14 protein-coding genes are annotated in these 16,019 nt (G+C 63.3%); 11 read left to right on the forward strand and 3 right to left on the reverse strand.

The features are described from left to right. Positions 1 to 28: 28 nt before the first annotated feature. The 5 genes from B5525_RS21895 to B5525_RS21915 all read left to right on the forward strand — a co-directional run bounded on the left by B5525_RS21895 (position 29) and on the right by B5525_RS21915 (position 4,731). On the forward strand, positions 29 to 1,273 hold the full coding sequence (locus tag B5525_RS21895; RefSeq protein ID WP_079567862.1) for an ABC transporter substrate-binding protein: 1,245 nt from the start codon (positions 29 to 31) through the stop codon (positions 1,271 to 1,273). Between the two features lie 228 nt (positions 1,274 to 1,501). Beyond that, positions 1,502 to 2,335: a branched-chain amino acid ABC transporter permease gene (locus B5525_RS21900; protein ID WP_244568066.1), complete on the forward strand. Its 834-nt coding sequence runs from the start codon at positions 1,502 to 1,504 to the stop codon at positions 2,333 to 2,335. After that, complete coding sequence (locus B5525_RS21905; protein WP_079567864.1) at positions 2,335 to 3,315, forward strand: branched-chain amino acid ABC transporter permease; 981 nt, start codon at positions 2,335 to 2,337, stop codon at positions 3,313 to 3,315. Before B5525_RS21900 ends, B5525_RS21905 begins: the two co-directional genes overlap by 1 nt. Beyond that, positions 3,312 to 4,043: an ABC transporter ATP-binding protein gene (locus B5525_RS21910; RefSeq protein ID WP_079567865.1), complete on the forward strand. Its 732-nt coding sequence runs from the start codon at positions 3,312 to 3,314 to the stop codon at positions 4,041 to 4,043. The genes B5525_RS21905 and B5525_RS21910 overlap by 4 nt, the downstream gene beginning before the upstream one ends. Beyond that, on the forward strand, positions 4,027 to 4,731 hold the full coding sequence (locus B5525_RS21915; protein WP_079567866.1) for an ABC transporter ATP-binding protein: 705 nt from the start codon (positions 4,027 to 4,029) through the stop codon (positions 4,729 to 4,731). Before B5525_RS21910 ends, B5525_RS21915 begins: the two co-directional genes overlap by 17 nt. A 3-nt stretch (positions 4,732 to 4,734) precedes the next feature. Here the strand turns inward: B5525_RS21915 and B5525_RS21920 are convergent, their stop codons facing one another. The 3 genes from B5525_RS21920 to B5525_RS44185 all read right to left on the reverse strand — a co-directional run bounded on the left by B5525_RS21920 (position 4,735) and on the right by B5525_RS44185 (position 6,147). Continuing rightward, entirely contained in the window at positions 4,735 to 4,947 is a 213-nt protein-coding gene (locus tag B5525_RS21920) for a hypothetical protein (RefSeq protein WP_079567867.1), read from the reverse strand. Between the two features lie 158 nt (positions 4,948 to 5,105). Continuing rightward, on the reverse strand, positions 5,106 to 5,765 hold the full coding sequence (locus tag B5525_RS21925; RefSeq protein ID WP_079573648.1) for an aldolase: 660 nt from the start codon (positions 5,763 to 5,765) through the stop codon (positions 5,106 to 5,108). 88 nt (positions 5,766 to 5,853) lie between these two features. Beyond that, a complete protein-coding gene (locus tag B5525_RS44185; RefSeq protein WP_154073357.1) occupies positions 5,854 to 6,147 on the reverse strand; it encodes a hypothetical protein in 294 nt (97 codons plus the stop codon). Positions 6,148 to 6,375: 228 nt separating this feature from the next. Between B5525_RS44185 and ltnD the strand changes: the two genes are divergently transcribed. The 6 genes from ltnD to B5525_RS21960 all read left to right on the forward strand — a co-directional run bounded on the left by ltnD (position 6,376) and on the right by B5525_RS21960 (position 15,859). Beyond that, positions 6,376 to 7,296, forward strand: coding sequence for an L-threonate dehydrogenase (gene ltnD / locus B5525_RS21935; protein ID WP_079567869.1), 921 nt, complete (start codon positions 6,376 to 6,378; stop codon positions 7,294 to 7,296). 40 nt (positions 7,297 to 7,336) lie between these two features. Then, positions 7,337 to 8,119 carry a 2-oxo-tetronate isomerase gene (gene otnI / locus B5525_RS21940; RefSeq protein WP_079567870.1) on the forward strand — a complete coding sequence of 261 codons (783 nt, stop codon included), beginning with the start codon at positions 7,337 to 7,339 and terminating at the stop codon, positions 8,117 to 8,119. Between the two features lie 8 nt (positions 8,120 to 8,127). Then, on the forward strand, positions 8,128 to 9,405 hold the full coding sequence (otnK, locus tag B5525_RS21945; protein ID WP_154073863.1) for a 3-oxo-tetronate kinase: 1,278 nt from the start codon (positions 8,128 to 8,130) through the stop codon (positions 9,403 to 9,405). Positions 9,406 to 9,553: 148 nt separating this feature from the next. Continuing rightward, positions 9,554 to 11,245 (forward strand): methyl-accepting chemotaxis protein, encoded by a 1,692-nt coding sequence (locus B5525_RS21950; protein ID WP_079567872.1) that lies wholly within the window; start codon positions 9,554 to 9,556, stop codon positions 11,243 to 11,245. A gap of 242 nt (positions 11,246 to 11,487) precedes the next feature. Further along, on the forward strand, positions 11,488 to 14,670 hold the full coding sequence (locus tag B5525_RS21955) for an efflux RND transporter permease subunit (protein WP_079567873.1): 3,183 nt from the start codon (positions 11,488 to 11,490) through the stop codon (positions 14,668 to 14,670). Continuing rightward, on the forward strand, positions 14,657 to 15,859 hold the full coding sequence (locus tag B5525_RS21960; RefSeq protein WP_079567874.1) for an efflux RND transporter periplasmic adaptor subunit: 1,203 nt from the start codon (positions 14,657 to 14,659) through the stop codon (positions 15,857 to 15,859). Before B5525_RS21955 ends, B5525_RS21960 begins: the two co-directional genes overlap by 14 nt. The last annotated feature ends 160 nt before the right edge of the window (positions 15,860 to 16,019 follow it).

Below are 16,019 nucleotides of genomic sequence, written 5' to 3' on the forward strand. Positions count from 1 at the left end.
ATAGCTGCCGACAAAAGAGGATTTCGTCATGACCGTCACCCGCCGAAATGTGTTGCTTGGAGCCACTGCCGCCGCGGCATTGCTGCCGATCGCGTCCCGCGCGCAGAGCTCCGAAGTGGTGATCGGCGTCATCTATCCTTTCTCGGGCGCCAGCGCGCAGATCGGGGTTGATGCGCAGAAGGCATTCGAGACGGCGGCCGAGGTCATCAACAAGAGCTACGATTTCGATCTGCCGCTGGCGCGCGGCGAGGGATTGCCGGGTCTCGGCGGTGCCAAGGTCCGTCTCGTGTTCGCCGACCACCAGGCCGATCCGCAGAAGGGCCGCGCCGAAGCCGAGCGCCTGATCACGCAGGAGAAGGTCTGCGCCATCATCGGCACCTATCAGAGCGCGGTCGCCGTCACCGTCAGCCAGATCTGCGAGCGCTACCAGATCCCGTTCATCTCGGCGGACAATTCCTCGCCGAGCCTGCATCGCCGCGGCCTGAAATTCTATTTCCGCGCCGCGCCGCATGACGAGATGTTCTCGGGCGCGATGTTCGACTTCTTCGATTCCATGAAGAAGAAGGGCACCAAGATCGAGACGCTGTCGCTGTTCCACGAGGACACCATCTTCGGCACCGATTCCGGCAATGCGCAGCTCAAGCTCGCGAACGACCGCGGCTACAAGGTGCTGGCCGACATCAAGTACCGCGCCAATTCGCCGTCCTTGTCGGCGGAAGTGCAGCAGCTCAAGGCGGCCAATGCCAATGTGCTGATGCCCTCGAGCTACACCACCGACGGCATCCTGCTGGTGAAGACCATGGCCGAGCTCGGTTACAAGCCGAACGCCATCGTAGCACAGGACGCGGGCTTCTCCGAAAAGGCGCTGTATGACGCGGTCGGCGACAAGCTCGAAGGCGTGATCTCGCGCGGCAGCTTCTCGCTCGATCTCGCCGCCAAGCGGCCGATGGTCGGCAAGATCAACGCCATGTTCAAGGAGAAGTCGGGCAAGGACCTCAACGACTTCTCGTCGCGCCAGTTCATGGGCCTGGTCGTGATGGCGGACGCGATCAATCGCGCCAAGTCCACCGACGGCGACAAGATCCGCGAGGCGCTGGTGGCCACCGACATGCCGGGCGAACAGACCATCATGCCGTGGAAGCGCGTCAAGTTCGACGAGATGGGGCAGAACAACGACGCCGACCCGGTGCTGCTGCAATATATCGGCGGCAAGTTCGTCACCATCTTCCCGCCGCAAGCCGCCGTCGCCGAAGCTGTCTGGCCGATGAAGTAATCGGCAGGACGGGGCAGGGGACGTGACCGCCGAAACCATCATCTGGAGTCTTGCCCATTCCGTCATTGCGAGGAGCGCAGCGACGAAGCAATCCATTCTTTCTTTTCGCGGCGCGATGGATTGCTTCGCTTCGCTCGCAATGACGGGGTTTTGCCTTAACGCCTCTGGCATGGGGGCACGCCTGTGACCGCCGAAACCATCATCCAGTCTCTCGCCTCAGGCCTGTTGATGGGCCTGCTCTACGGCCTGATCGCCGCGGGGCTGGCGCTGATCTTCGGCCTGATGGACGTCGTGAACTTCGCGCACGGCGAATTCCTGATGATCGCGATGTACGCGACGTTCTTCCTGTTCGCGTTCTTTGCGATCGACCCCTTGCTGGCGGCGCCGCTGGTGGCGGCGGCGCTGTTCGTGTTCGGCGCGGTGGTCTACCTCCTGATCGTGCGGTTTGCGGTGCGGGCCAAGGCCAATGCCGGCATGGTGCAGATCTTCTCGACCTTCGGGCTTGCCATCGTGATGCGCGGGCTGGCGCAGTTCTTCTTCACGCCGGATTATCGCAGCATCACCCATTCATGGCTCGGGGGCAAAACCGTCTCGATATCGGGCATCTTCCTGCCGGTGCCGCAACTGGCCGGCGCGCTGGTGTCGATCGCGGCCTTCGGCGCGCTGTACTTCTTCATCAACCGCACCGATTTCGGCCGTGCGCTGGAAGCGACCCGCGAGGATGCCGGCGCGGTGGCACTGGTCGGCATCGACAAGAACCGGGTGTTCGCGCTGGGCTGGGGGCTGGGTGCCGCGCTGGTGGGGCTTGCCGGCGCGATCATGGCGATGTTCTTCTATGTCTATCCCGATGTCGGCGCGTCGTTCGCGCTGATCGCCTATGTCACGGTGGCCCTGGGCGGCTTCGGCAGCGTGTTCGGCGCGTTTGCCGGCGGCATCATCGTCGGTCTCGTCGAAGCCTCCACCGCCCTGATCCTGCCGCCGTCGCTGAAGTCGGTCGGGATCTATGCGGTTTATCTGCTGGTGGTGTTCATCCGGCCGCGCGGCCTGTTCGGGTCGATCTGATGGACACCAGCTTTGCCCAGCGCCGCCGCCGCGACCTGATCGTCGCCGCCGTGTTTGCCGTGCTCGCCGCTTTGGTGCCGCTGTTCGTCAAGGACGTCTACGTCCAGAACATCATGGTGCTGACGCTGATGTACGCGGCGCTGTCGCAGAGCTGGAATATCCTGTCCGGCTATTGCGGGCAGATTTCGCTCGGCCACGCGCTGTATTTCGGGCTCGGCGCCTACACCACCGCGTTGCTGTTCACCAAATTCGGCGTGCTGCCCTGGTTCGGCATGCTCGGCGGCGGCCTGATCTCGGCCGTCATCGCGATGGCGCTGGGCTATCCCTGCTTCCGCCTGCGCGGCCATTATTTCGTCATTGCCACCATCGTCATTGCCGAGATCGCGCTGCTGTTGTTCCAGAACTGGAATTGGGCCGGTGCGGCGCTCGGCATCGATATTCCCGTGCGCGGCGACAGCTGGCTCAAGTTCCAGTTCACGCGCAGCAAGCTGCCTTATTTCTATTTCGCGCTCGGGCTCGCCTGCGTCGCCTGGCTCGTGACCTGGTGGCTGGAGGATTCCAAATGGGGCTATTGGTGGCGCGCGGTGAAGGACAATCCGGACGCCGCCGAAAGTCTCGGCGTGGTCGTGTTCAATTCCAAGATGGGGGCGGCGGCGGTCTCCGCCTTCCTCACCGCGGTCGGCGGCAGTTTCTATGCGCAGTTCGTGTCCTATATTGATCCCGAGAGCGTGATGGGTTTCCAGTTCTCGCTGCTGATGGCGCTGCCGGCGGTGCTGGGGGGCATCGGCACGTTGTGGGGGCCGGTGCTGGGGGCGATCATTCTCATTCCGCTGACTGAACTGACACGCTCCTTCATCGGCGGCTCCGGCCGCGGCGTCGATCTGATCGTCTACGGCACGCTGATCGTGCTGATCTCACTGGCGCGCCCGGAAGGGCTGGTCGGGCTGTTCTCTCGGCGGCGCAAGGGAACGGTGCGATGACGCCCTTGCTCGAAACCAAAGGCGTCTGGCAACGCTTCTCCGGCCTGATCGCCAACAGCGACATCTCGATTTCGGTCGGCCGCGGCGAGATCGTCGGATTGATTGGCCCCAACGGCGCCGGCAAGTCGACGTTGTTCAATCTGATCGCGGGCGTGCTGCCGCCGACGCAGGGAACGATTTGGTTTAACGGCGAGGACGTCACCAGCCTGCCGGCGGCGGAGCGCTGCCAGCGCGGCATCGCGCGCACCTTCCAGGTGGTGAAGAGTTTCGAGACCATGACGGTCATCGACAACGTCATCGTCGGCGCGCTGGTGCGCAACACCGTCATGCGCGAGGCGCGCCGCAAGGCGCATGCGGTGCTGGATTTTTGCGGCCTCGCCGGCCGCGCCGACGTGCTCGCCAGCGAACTGATCCCTTCGGAAAAACGCAGGCTCGAGGTCGCGCGGGCGCTCGCGACCGAACCGAAACTGCTGCTGCTCGACGAAGTGCTCACCGGGCTGACGCCGATCGAGGCGCAGACCGGCGTCGAACTGGTGCGACGGGTGCGCTCGACCGGCGTTACGGTGCTGATGGTCGAACACGTCATGGAGATCGTGATGCCGCTGGTCGACCGCGCCATCGTGCTTGATCTCGGCAAGGTGCTGATCGAGGGCAAGCCGGCCGATATCGTTCGCGATCCGAAAGTCATCTCGGCCTATCTTGGGGATCGTCATGCTGTCGGTGCATGAAATCACCACCGCCTATCAGGGGCTGGTCGCGATCTCGGCCGTCTCGATCGAAGTCGCCAGGGGCGAGATCGTGCTGGTCGCCGGTGCCAACGGCGCCGGCAAGTCGACCTTGCTAAAATCCATCGCCGGCGCCGAACGTCCGCGCTCCGGCACCGTGACGTTTGACGGCGCCCGGATCGACGGCAAGCCGCAGCATGTGATCACCGCCGGCGGCATCGCCTATGTGCCGGAGAACCGCCGGCTGTTTCCGCGCCTGTCGGTGCGCGACAATTTGCGGCTCGGCAGCTACCTCTACCGCGGCGAGGCTGATCGCGACGAGCCGCTGGGCCTCGTGTTCGAGCTGTTCCCGCGGCTGTCGGAACGCCTGGAGCAGCGCGCCGAAACGCTTTCCGGCGGCGAGCAGCAGATGCTGGCGATCGGGCGCGCGCTGATGACGCGGCCGCGGCTGTTGATGCTCGACGAGCCGTCGCAGGGCATCATGCCGAAACTGGTCGACGAGATTTTCCAGGCGGTGAAACGCATCCGCGATACCGGCCTGACCGTGCTGATTGTCGAACAGCGCATGGCCGAATGCCTCGACATCGCCGACCGCGCCTACATCCTGCAAACCGGCCGCGTACTGATGCAGGGCACGGCCGGTGACATCAAGGGCAATCCCGACGTAAGGAAGGCGTATCTGGGATTGTGACGGTCACACCTTCCTGTTTGATCTCGCCTCGGATGCTGCGATTAGAACCTGTTCAACAATCCCGTCAAACTCGCTCTTGCCGATTGGGTCGGTCGAAGCAAGCTCGTCATATGTTTTCGTAAATTCTGGCCACCAGTGACGAAACTGTCCTGCCTTGAAGAGGGCGCGGGCAGCCGCTTCGACTTCGTGTATGATCGGACGCACCGGTTCGGTCATTGTTTTCCCTACAGTCCGCAGGGTGGGATAGCGTAGCGTGTTTCGTCGTCATTCCGGGATGGTGCGCTGGCACCAGACCTCAGATGCGCAATTGCGCATCGGGGAATCTCGAGATTCCGGGTTCGATGCTACGCATCGCCCCGGAATGACTGCTTCAATCAATCGTGGCCATGCTCCGGCAGCGTCAGCCCGAGCGTCTTCGACAAATCCGCGATCTGCCCCGGCGTCAAATAACGCGGGTTGAGCCCGCGCAGCAGCAGATAGAGTTTTGCGGTTTCCTCCAGTTCCTCGGTGGCGAACACCGCGGCTTCCAGCGTGTCGCCCGCGACCACCGGGCCGTGATTGGCGAGCAGCACGGACGAGTATTTTCCGGCGAGCCCCTTGATGGCGTCGGCGACCGCCGGGTCGCCGGGCCGATAATACGGCACCAGCGCCGTCTGCCCGCATTTCATCAGGTAATAGGCCGTCATCGGCGGCAGCGCGGCGCGCGGATCGATTTCGGGCAGCATCGAGAGTGCCACCGAATGTGTCGAATGCAGATGCACCACCGCGCGCGCCGAGCTGCGGGTCTGGTACAGCGCCGTGTGCAGCGGCACTTCCTTGGTCGGGGCATCGCCGGAAGTGAGCTTGCCTGCGGCATCCAGCCGCGACAACCGCGCCGGGTCGAGAAAGCCGAGCGAGGCATTGGTCGGCGTCACGAGCCAGCCGCCGTCGTCCAGGCGCACGCTGATATTGCCCGACGAGCCCGGCGTCAGCCCGCGCTCGAACAGCGAGCGGCCGAGCCGGCAGATTTCCTCGCGTACCCGGGTTTCGGTCATGGCAGCATTCCGGCTCATCGTGTTGTCGGCAGCGGATTCTTTCGAATGTATCGGTTCGTGTGCTGAATTTCAGCGCAATTGCCAAATTTTAATCCGGCGGCATTTCAATTCCAAACGGCTTGATCCGGATATCTATTGCAATGGCGACGCCGATCAGAGCAACGCTCGCGTAGAGCAAGGCACCGGACACGAGCCGTTCCGGATTTGTCAGGTAGATCAGGGTGCCGTGACAATCTACGAGGTTAACCGCGCCAGAAGCCTGATCGATCAATCTTGGGGAGGAGTTGCAGAACCAAAGCTGGAGAAATGTGAACGTAGCAAATGAGCACAAAGCAACTGCCGCGAGTACGTTTTCCACGCGTCGCCAGGTTTCTCGCTTCATGTTTCAGTCGCTTTAAATGTGCGCCACTTTTAATGGTCTTCTAGCGGTCTTCACGTTCCCAATATGCACCGCCCGCCGTCTTGTTTCCAGAGCCCGTTGACTAAGGAAGGGCAAAGAAGACCCCGGTCCTCCTTGTCTCATGCTTTGGCAGCGCGGCCAAGCCGTGATACCCAGAGGGCAAAGCCGTATCCGAATTCCGGCGCCGAGGAACCCCGAAGGAAGTGCTGCATGCCCGAAGCCGTCATCGCAAAACCACCTATCGCCGTGATCGGGCTGGGCTCGATGGGGTTCGGCATGGCGACCTCGCTCAGGCGGGCGGGTTTTGATGTCACGGGTTGCGATGTCTCGGCCGAGGCCGTGGCGCGGCTTGTGGCCGATGGCGGAAAAGGCGCCCGGACGCCGGCGGAGGCCGCCAGGGGCGCCGGCATTGTCGTCAGCGTGGTTGTCAATGCCGCCCAGACCGAAACCATTCTGTTCGGTGCCAACGGCGTCGCCGAAACACTGACAAAAGATGCCGTGTTCGTCTCCTCCGCGACCATGGATCCCGATGTGGCGCGGCGGCTGGCGAAACAACTGGAAGCGACCGGCCGGCATTATCTGGATGCGCCGATCTCCGGCGGCGCGCAACGCGCGGCGCAGGGCGAACTCACCATTCTCGCCTCCGGCAGTCCCGCGGCCTTCGCCAAGGCGCGGCCCGCGCTGGATGCGATGGCGGCAAAACTCTACGAACTCGGCGATGCCGCAGGGCAGGGCGCGGCATTCAAGATGATCAACCAGTTGCTGGCTGGCGTGCATATCGCGGCTGCCTCCGAGGCGATCGCGTTTGCCGCCAAACAGGGCCTCGATATCCGCAAGGTCTATGAGGTGATCACGGCGTCCGCCGGCAATTCCTGGATGTTCGAGAACCGCATGCCGCATGTCCTCGACGGCGATTACACCCCGCGCAGCGCGGTGGAGATCTTCGTCAAGGATCTCGGCATCATCCAGGACATGGCGCGCACGGCGAAATTCCCGGTGCCGGTCGCGGCGGCGGCGTTGCAGATGTTTTTGATGACGGCAGCCTCCGGCATGGGCCGCGACGACGATGCCTCGGTGGCGCGGATGTATGCGCGCGTCACCGGCACGCATCTGCCAGGTGAGCCTAAATAGCGCGAGCCGAAATAGAAGCGAACCAGCAAGAGGACCATCGATGCCCCGTTTCGCCGCCAATCTCACCATGATGTTCAACGAGGTGCCGTTCCTCGATCGCTTCGACGCCGCCGCCAGGGCCGGCTTTACCGCCGTGGAATTCCTGTTTCCCTATGATCATCCGCCGGAAGCCATCGGCGAGCGGCTGCGCCGCAACGGCCTGACGCAGGCGCTGTTCAACCTGCCGCCGGGCAATTGGGAGGCCGGCGAAAAGGGATTCGCGGCGCTGCCGGATCGTTTTGCCGATCTGAAGGCGAGCCTCTCCACCGCGCTGCCCTATGCGCAGGCGACCGGCGTCAAGCGCGTGCATCTGATGGCGGGCATCGCCGACCGCAGCAACGCGAAGGCGGTAGAAGCGTTTTACAAATCGGTGACATGGGCGGCGGAATTCTTCGCTCCCCACGGTCTCGACGTCGTGATCGAGCCGATCAATTCGCGCAACGTGCCCGGCTACTTCCTCAACGATTTTTCCTTTGCGCGCGACCTGATCAAAGAACTGAAAATCCCGAACCTGAAACTTCAGTTCGACATCTATCACTGCCAGATCATCCATGGCGACGTCACCATGCGGCTGCGCGAGATGATGCCGATCATCGGTCACGTCCAGATCGCCAGCATTCCCTCGCGCAACGAGCCGGATGGCGAGGAGCTGAACTACCCGTTCCTGTTCACTGAGCTCGACCGGCTCGGCTATGGCGGTTTTGTCGGCTGCGAATACAATCCTCGGGCCAAGACCACCGACGGCCTCGGCTGGTTCAGGCCCTATGCCGGAGTAAAGCCGTGACGCCGGCCATCGAATTGTCTCTTGGCTGCATCGCCGACGACTACACCGGCGCCTCCGATCTCGCCAATACGCTGACGCGCTGCGGCCTGCGCACGGTGCAGACCATCGGCGTGCCCTCGGACGATCTGGCGCTGCCTGAGGTCGATGCGGTGGTGGTATCGCTGAAGAGCCGGTCGATCGAAGCAGGGCTTGCGGTGTCGCGCTCGCGATCGGCGGAAAAATGGCTGCGCGGGCGCGGCGCCAGTCACGTGCTGTTCAAGATCTGCTCGACCTTCGATTCCACGGACGCCGGCAACATCGGCCCGGTGATGGACGCGCTGCGCGCCGATTCCGGTGACGGCATCGTGCTGGTGACGCCGGCGTTCCCGGAAACCGGCCGCACCGTCTATATGGGCAATCTGTTCGTCGGCTCGGTGCCGCTGAACGAGAGCCCGTTGAAGGATCATCCGCTCAACCCGATGCATGATTCCAACCTGGTGCGGGTCTTGGCGCGCCAGAGCCGGGCCAGGGTCGGGCTGGTCGCTCTCGCCGACATCGCGCGCGGCCCGGATGCCGTGCGCGCCCATCTCGCTGATCACGCGAGTAAAGGTTTCGGGGCGGCGATCGCGGATGCGGTGTTCGAACGCGACCTCGAGACGATCGGTAAGGTCGCGCTGGATCATCGCGTTTCCGTCGGCGCCTCCGGCCTCGGGCTCGGCCTCGCCCGCGCGCTGGTTGCCTCGAGCCGGATCAAGCCGAATGCGGCGAATGCTGCTTCGGAGGCGCCCGTCGGCGGACCGGCGGCCTGCCTTGCCGGCAGTTGTTCGCAGGCCACGCTGCAACAGATCGCAAGCGCCGAGGCCATGATGCCGGTGCTGCATCTCGATCCCGATCAGGTGGTCGCCGGCAGGGATGAAGCGCGGCGCGCGCTGGCCTGGGCGAGGGAGCGGCTCAAGGACGGTCCGATCCTGATCGCCTCCAGTTCGACGCCGGATCAGGTGGCAGCTCTGCAGGCTCGTCATGGCCGCGATGCAGCCGGGCATGCCATCGAGCAGGCGATGGCGGATATCGCCGAAGGTTTGGTGCAATCAGGGGTGCGGCGGCTGGTGGTCGCCGGCGGCGAAACCTCGGGCGCGGTGGTGGACCGCCTGGGTATTCCCGGATTCCTGGTGGGCGCGGAAATCGCCGCGGGCGTGCCGGTTCTGCGCGCTGTCGGCTCGAAGGACGGCGCGATGTTGCTTGCACTGAAATCAGGCAATTTCGGTGGCCCGGAATTTTTCTCCGACGCGCTCGCCCTGATGCGCTGAGCGACGACATTGCTCGGTTTGCGCATCGTCTTTCCGTAGTCCTACTGAGCAAAGTTAACTTAAATGCAGCAAGCAACGGTTTTGATACCGATTAGCATTATTGCTGATTTGACGGCCCAACGCGCTCCAAACCGAAAGATCCCCGCTGATGTTCGCCAAATACTCCATCCGTGCAAAAATCACGGCCGTCGTCGCTTTCCTGCTGATTGCGATGACAGGCATGGGCCTGCTGGCGGTCAAGAACATGAGGTCACTCAACGCCAGCACCGTGGACATCAATACGAGCTGGCTGCCGAGTGTCCGCGTGCTCGGCGATTTGCGCGCCGGCGTCATTACCTATCGCAACGTGATCCGCGAGCACATGCTGTCGGAGACGCTTGAGGAAAAGGAAGCGGCAGAGAAAACCCTGGCGACCGTGGTGGAGAGCAACACGAGAATCCGGCAGAGTTACGAGCCGATGATCACCTCGCCCGAGGAACGCGCGCTTTACGCTGAATGGTCGAAAATCTGGGACGAATACAAGAAGGGCACCCAGGAAGTAATGGCGCTGTCCCGCAAGGAAGCCGGCAAGGCTCCCCATGAGGCGCATGAACTGAATACCAAGACAGTCAACAAGCTGGGCCTCCAGGCGGACGAGGTCCTGAAGAAGGATATCGACCTCAATAATGCGGGCGCCGACAAGGCGGCCAGGGATGCGGACGCCAACTATACGTTTGCCTTCGCACTGCTCGCCGTCATCCTCGGCGTTGCCGTCATTGTCGGCATCTCCGTTGGCATCTATCTGATTCGTGACGTATCGAGCGGCATTGCCTCCATCGTCAAGCCGATGCAGGCGCTGGGTAACGGGGATCTCACCGCGCAGGTTCCGCATCAGGGCGAGAAAACCGAGATCGGCTCCATGGCGGATGTGTTGCAGGTGTTCAAGGAGGCTTTGATCGCGAAGAAGGCCGCGGATGAGGCGGCCTCCCTGGACGCGGAAGCCAAGATCGAGCGCGGCCGCCGGGTGGACGGCATCACCCGCGACTTCGAATCCATGATCGGCGAGATCGTCGAGACCGTATCCTCCGCCTCGACCCAGCTTGAAGCTTCGGCCGGCACGCTGACGGCCACCGCCGATCGCGCGCGGGAACTGACCACGACGGTCGCCGCGGCCTCCGAGGAAGCCTCCACCAATGTGCAGTCGGTGGCCTCAGCCACCGAGGAAATGGCATCCTCCGTCAACGAGATCAGCCGCCAGGTGCAGGAATCGGCAAGGATGGCCGGCGCTGCCGTCGACCAGGCCCGCAGCACGACCGAACGCGTCAGCGAATTGTCGAAGGCGGCTGCCCGCATCGGCGACGTCGTCGAACTGATCAACACCATCGCGGGTCAGACCAATCTGCTCGCCTTGAATGCCACCATCGAGGCGGCCCGCGCCGGCGAGGCCGGTCGCGGTTTTGCCGTGGTGGCCTCCGAAGTGAAGGCGCTCGCCGAGCAGACCGCCAAGGCGACCGGCGAGATCGGCCAGCAAATCAGCGGCATCCAGGCGGCGACGCAGGACTCGGTCGGCGCGATCAAGGAGATCAGCGGCACCATCGAGAAACTTTCCGAGATTTCATCAACCATTGCTGCCGCGGTGGAAGAGCAGGGCGCGGCGACCCAGGAGATTTCCCGCAACGTGCAGCAGGCCGCCCAGGGCACGCAGCAGGTCTCCTCCAACATCACCGACGTGCAGCGCGGCGCCAGCGAGACTGGCCTCGCCTCCTCGCAGGTGCTGTCAGCGGCACAGTCGCTGTCCGGCGACAGCAACCGGCTCAAGCTCGAGGTCGGCAAGTTCCTCCACGCAGTGCGCGCCGCTTGACACGCTTTGAATGCCACTATTGAGGTCCGCGACACCAGCGCCGCCGCGTGACCGACTTTCCGTCCGGCGCGGGCCTATCGCCCTCGGCCAGGTGGTGCCGCCGCGGATAGCTGTCGAGGATGTGAAGACGGATAGCGCGTCGGGCGTTGGCTATTTGGCCCAGTTCGGGTAAATCAACGGCAACAACATGCTTTTGAAGGGCGGTTCCCGGCCCTTCCACCTGACTTGGGGCTCCCCGTTTTATGATCGCACTGGTGCGCATCGCGCTAAGCCGGCCGTATACCTTCGTCGTGCTCGCGCTGCTTCTGCTGATTATTGGACCGCTGGCTGCGCTGCGCACGCCGACCGACATTTTTCCGGATATCCGCATCCCCGTTATCGGCGTGGTCTGGCAGTATACCGGGCTGCCGCCGGACCAGATGGCCGGCCGCATCACGACGCCGTTCCAGCGGTCACTAACGACCACGGTCAACGACATCGAGCATATCGTCGCCAATTCCTATAACGGCTTTGGCATCGTCAAGATCTTCTTCCAGCCGAACGTGGACATCCGCACCGCCAACGCCCAAGTCACCGCGATCTCGCAGACCCTGCTCAAGCAAATGCCGCCGGGGGCTACACCGCCGCTGATCCTCAATTACAGCGCGTCCACCGTTCCGATCATCCAGCTCGCGCTGTCGGGCGAAGGCCTGACCGAGCAGAATCTCGCGGATATCGGTATCAACCAGCTCCGCACGCCCCTGGTCACGGTGCCCGGCGCCGCGATCCCCTATCCGTTCGGCGGCAAGCAGCGCCAGGTCCAGATCGACCTCAATTCGACCGCCCTGCAGGCGCGCGGGCTGTCGGGTCAGGACGTCGCCAACACGCTGGCCGCGCAGAACCTGATCACGCCGGTCGGCACCCAGAAAATTGGCGAGTTCGAATATAACATCCAGCTCAACAACTCGCCGCTGAACATGGAAGACCTCGGCGGTCTGCCGATCAAGAATGTCAACGGCGCCATGGTCTATATTCGCGACATCGCGAGCGTGCGCGACGGCAACCCGCCGCAGACCAACATCGTTCACGTCGACGGCAACCGCTCGGTCCTGATGATGGTGCTCAAGGCCGGCGCGATCTCGACGCTGGATATCATCGCCGGCATCAAGCAGAAGGTGATCGACGTCAAATCGCAGATGCCCGATGCGCTCAAGATCGGCTTCATCGGCGACCAGTCGGTGTTCGTGCGAGGCGCGATCGGCGGCGTCGCCAACGAGGGTGTGATCGCCGCCTTGCTCACCAGCGTCATGATCCTCTTGTTCCTGGGAAGCTGGCGTTCGACCGTCATCATCGCGGTATCGATCCCGCTTTCGATCCTTGGCGCCATCATCATGCTGTCGGCGATCGGCGAAACGCTGAACATCATGACGCTCGGCGGGCTGGCGCTCGCGGTCGGCATCCTCGTCGACGACGCTACCGTGACAATCGAGAACATCAATTACCATCTGGAGCAGGGCAAACCGGTCGAGCAGTCGATCCTGGACGGCGCCAACCAGATCGTGACGCCGGCGTTCGTCTCGCTGCTCTGCATCTGCATCGTGTTCGTGCCGATGTTCTTCCTGACCGGCGTGGCGCGCTTCCTGTTCGTGCCGATGGCGGAAGCCGTGATGTTCGCGATGATCTGGTCGTTCATCCTGTCGCGCACGCTGGTGCCGACCATGGCGAACTACCTGTTGCAGCCGCACATCCATCATGAAGGCGACCCGCCGCCGACGCGCAACCCGTTCGTGCGATTCCAACGCGGTTTCGAGGCGCGGTTCGAGCGCCTCCGCGGCAGCTATCGCGATCTGCTGTCGATGGCGCTCAGCCATCGCCCGATCTTCGTGACCGGCTTCCTCTGCTTCGTCGCGGTCTCGTTCCTGCTGGTACCCTTCCTCGGCCGCAACTTCTTCCCGTCCGTGGACGCCGGCAATATCCTGATGCACGTCCGCACCCAGGTCGGCACCCGTGTCGAGGAAACCGCCAACCAGCTGGCCGACGTGCAGAAGGCCATCCGCAAGATCATTCCGCCGGAGGAGATCGATACGGTTGCCGATAACATCGGCATGCCGATCAGCGGCATCAACATGACCTACAACAACACCGGCGTGATCGGTCCGCAGGACGGCGACATCCAGATCAAGCTGAAGGAAGATCATCGGCCGACGGCCGAGCATGTCCAGGCGCTGCGCGAGCAATTGCCACGGCTGTTTCCCGGCATGACCTTCGCGTTCCTGCCGGCCGACATCGTCAGCCAGATCCTGAACTTCGGCGCGCCGGCGCCGATCGATCTGCAGGTCCGCGGCGCCAATGTGAACGCCAACTTCGCCTACGCCAATAAATTACTGAGCCGGATCCGCAAGATTCCCGGCATTGCGGATGCACGCATCCAGCAATCGCCGAGCAATCCGACGTTCAACATCGATGTCGACCGCACCCGCGCGCAATATGTCGGACTGACCGAGCGCGACGTCACCAACAGCCTGGTCGTCAATCTCGCCGGCAGCTCGCAGGTCGCGCCGACCTATTATCTCAATCCGGATAACGGCGTGTCCTATTCGATCGTGATGCAGACGCCGCAGTACCAGATCGACTCGCTCAGCGCGCTGCAGGCGCTGCCGATCACGGCAACCGGCAATCCGCAGTCACCGATTCTCGGCGGCATCGCCAACGTTTCTCGCACGACTTCCAGCGCCGTGGTGTCGCAATACGACATCCAGACACTCGTGCAGATTTACGCCACGCCGCAGGGACGCGATCTCGGGGCGGTCGCCGCCGACGTCAGGACCGCGATCGACGATACTGCCAAGGATGTGCCGAAGGGCTCATCCGTGGTTCTGCTCGGCCAGGTGCAGACCATGAACAGCGCGTTTTCCGGGCTCTTGTTTGGACTATTGGCCGCCGCGGTGCTGATCTATTTGCTGATCGTGGTGAATTTCCAGTCATGGTCCGATCCGTTCGTGATCATCACCGCGCTGCCGGCGGCGCTCGCCGGCATCGTCTGGATGTTGTTCACGACCCAGACCACGCTGTCGGTACCGGCGCTGACCGGCGCGATCATGTGCATGGGCGTCGCTACCGCCAACAGTGTGCTGGTCATCAGCTTCGCCCGTGAACGCTATGCCGAACTCGGCGATCCCATGGCGGCGGCGCTCGAAGCCGGCTTCGTCCGCTTCCGGCCGGTTCTCATGACGGCGCTCGCGATGATCATCGGCATGTTGCCGATGGCACTCGGGCTGGGCGAAGGCGGCGAGCAGAACGCACCGCTTGGCCGTGCGGTCATCGGCGGTCTGATTTTTGCAACGACTGCCACGCTGATGTTTGTTCCCGTGGTGTTTAGTATGGTACACAAAAAGCAAGGCGCCAAAGCCGCCGCCTCATCGGAGATTCCGCATGCCGCCCACTGAACAGCGCCCCCCGGTTTCGCGCCGGAGATTGGGCATTTTCGGGGTTGTGGCCGGCATCGCCCTCGTCCTCGTCGTCATCACCGGCATTCGCGCGCGGGAAGATTCCAGCACGAAGTTGAAGGAATGGACCGACAACCAGGCTGTCCCCACGGTTGCCGTTGCGCTGCCGGACGCCAAGGTCGTCAACCCGACCATCGACCTGCCTGGCCGGCTGGAGGCCTATTACCGCGCGCCAATCTTTGCGCGCGTCAGCGGCTACCTGAAGAGCTGGAGCGCCGACATCGGCGCAAGGGTCAAGGCGGGCCAGGTGATCGCCGAGATCGAGGCCCCGGACCTCGACCAGCAGCTGTTGCAGGCGCGCGCCGATCTGGCGAGCCAGGAAGCCAGCGCGAAACTGTCCGAGGCGACGCTGACCCGCCGCAAGACGCTGATCGCCTCGAATTTCGTCTCGATGCAGGAAATCGACGAGCGCTCCGCTGACCTCTCCAACAAGAAGGCCGCGGTCAATTCCGGCCAGGCCAATGTCGAGCGGCTCGAAGCTCTCGCGGGCTACAAGAAGATCACGGTGCCGTTCGACGGCGTCGTCACGGCCCGCGATACCGACGTCGGCGCCCTGATCAATGCGGGTGGCGGAAGCGGCCCCGCGATGTTCGTGGTCTCCGACATCAGCAAGCTGCGCGTCTATGTCAACGTACCCCAGAACTACGTGCCTTCGATCAAGATCGGCGCCAAGGCAGTGATCACGATGCCGGAATACCCGAGCCGCACCTTCGCCGCGACGGTAGAAGCTTCATCGCAGTCCGTGGACATCAGTTCGGGCACGACGCGGATGCAGCTGGCACTCGACAACTCCAAGGGTGAGTTGATGCCGGGCGGCTACGCCAATGTGCGCTTGACCCTGCAGAGCGACACCGTGCCGCTGCACATCCCGGCCAGCGCCCTGATCTTCAACCAGAACGGCCTGCGGGTCGCGACCGTCGGCGCGGACGACAAGATCCTGTTCAAGCCGGTGACGATCGCACGCGACCTCGGCCGCGAAATCGAAATCGCGTCGGGCCTTGCGGCCGACGACCGTATCATCGTCGCGCCGCCCGACGGCATCGCCGACGGCGATAAGGTCCGTGTTGCCGGTGCCGGCGCCAAGAGCAAGCCCGAGAAGGTTTCGGAGAAACAGGACGTCAAGGGGTAGGGGGCAGGGGCACTTGGTATCGGTCCCGCTCCGCTTGCGACGATCGTCGCCCGGATGGAGCGAAGCGAAATCCGGGTGCATCCGTGCGCTTTGAATTGTGGCCCACTCGTCCTTCTGCCCTTGCGGCAATATTCCCGGATTGCGCTTCGCTCCACCCGGG

The organism is Bradyrhizobium erythrophlei (assembly GCF_900129505.1).
Classification (GTDB): domain Bacteria; phylum Pseudomonadota; class Alphaproteobacteria; order Rhizobiales; family Xanthobacteraceae; genus Bradyrhizobium; species Bradyrhizobium erythrophlei_D.

Bases quoted from the DNA above. Each gene is read 5' to 3' on its own strand.
- B5525_RS21895 (WP_079567862.1), top strand. From the start codon at position 29: ATGACCGTCACCCGCCGAAATGTGTTGCTTGGAGCCACTGCCGCCGCG.
- B5525_RS21900 (WP_244568066.1), top strand. From the start codon at position 1,502: ATGGGCCTGCTCTACGGCCTGATCGCCGCGGGGCTGGCGCTGATCTTC.
- B5525_RS21905 (WP_079567864.1), top strand. From the start codon at position 2,335: ATGGACACCAGCTTTGCCCAGCGCCGCCGCCGCGACCTGATCGTCGCC.
- B5525_RS21910 (WP_079567865.1), top strand. From the start codon at position 3,312: ATGACGCCCTTGCTCGAAACCAAAGGCGTCTGGCAACGCTTCTCCGGC.
- B5525_RS21915 (WP_079567866.1), top strand. From the start codon at position 4,027: ATGCTGTCGGTGCATGAAATCACCACCGCCTATCAGGGGCTGGTCGCG.
- B5525_RS21920 (WP_079567867.1), bottom strand. From the start codon at position 4,947: ATGACCGAACCGGTGCGTCCGATCATACACGAAGTCGAAGCGGCTGCC.
- B5525_RS21925 (WP_079573648.1), bottom strand. From the start codon at position 5,765: ATGACCGAAACCCGGGTACGCGAGGAAATCTGCCGGCTCGGCCGCTCG.
- B5525_RS44185 (WP_154073357.1), bottom strand. From the start codon at position 6,147: ATGAAGCGAGAAACCTGGCGACGCGTGGAAAACGTACTCGCGGCAGTT.
- ltnD (WP_079567869.1), top strand. From the start codon at position 6,376: ATGCCCGAAGCCGTCATCGCAAAACCACCTATCGCCGTGATCGGGCTG.
- otnI (WP_079567870.1), top strand. From the start codon at position 7,337: ATGCCCCGTTTCGCCGCCAATCTCACCATGATGTTCAACGAGGTGCCG.
- B5525_RS21950 (WP_079567872.1), top strand. From the start codon at position 9,554: ATGTTCGCCAAATACTCCATCCGTGCAAAAATCACGGCCGTCGTCGCT.
- B5525_RS21955 (WP_079567873.1), top strand. From the start codon at position 11,488: ATGATCGCACTGGTGCGCATCGCGCTAAGCCGGCCGTATACCTTCGTC.
- B5525_RS21960 (WP_079567874.1), top strand. From the start codon at position 14,657: ATGCCGCCCACTGAACAGCGCCCCCCGGTTTCGCGCCGGAGATTGGGC.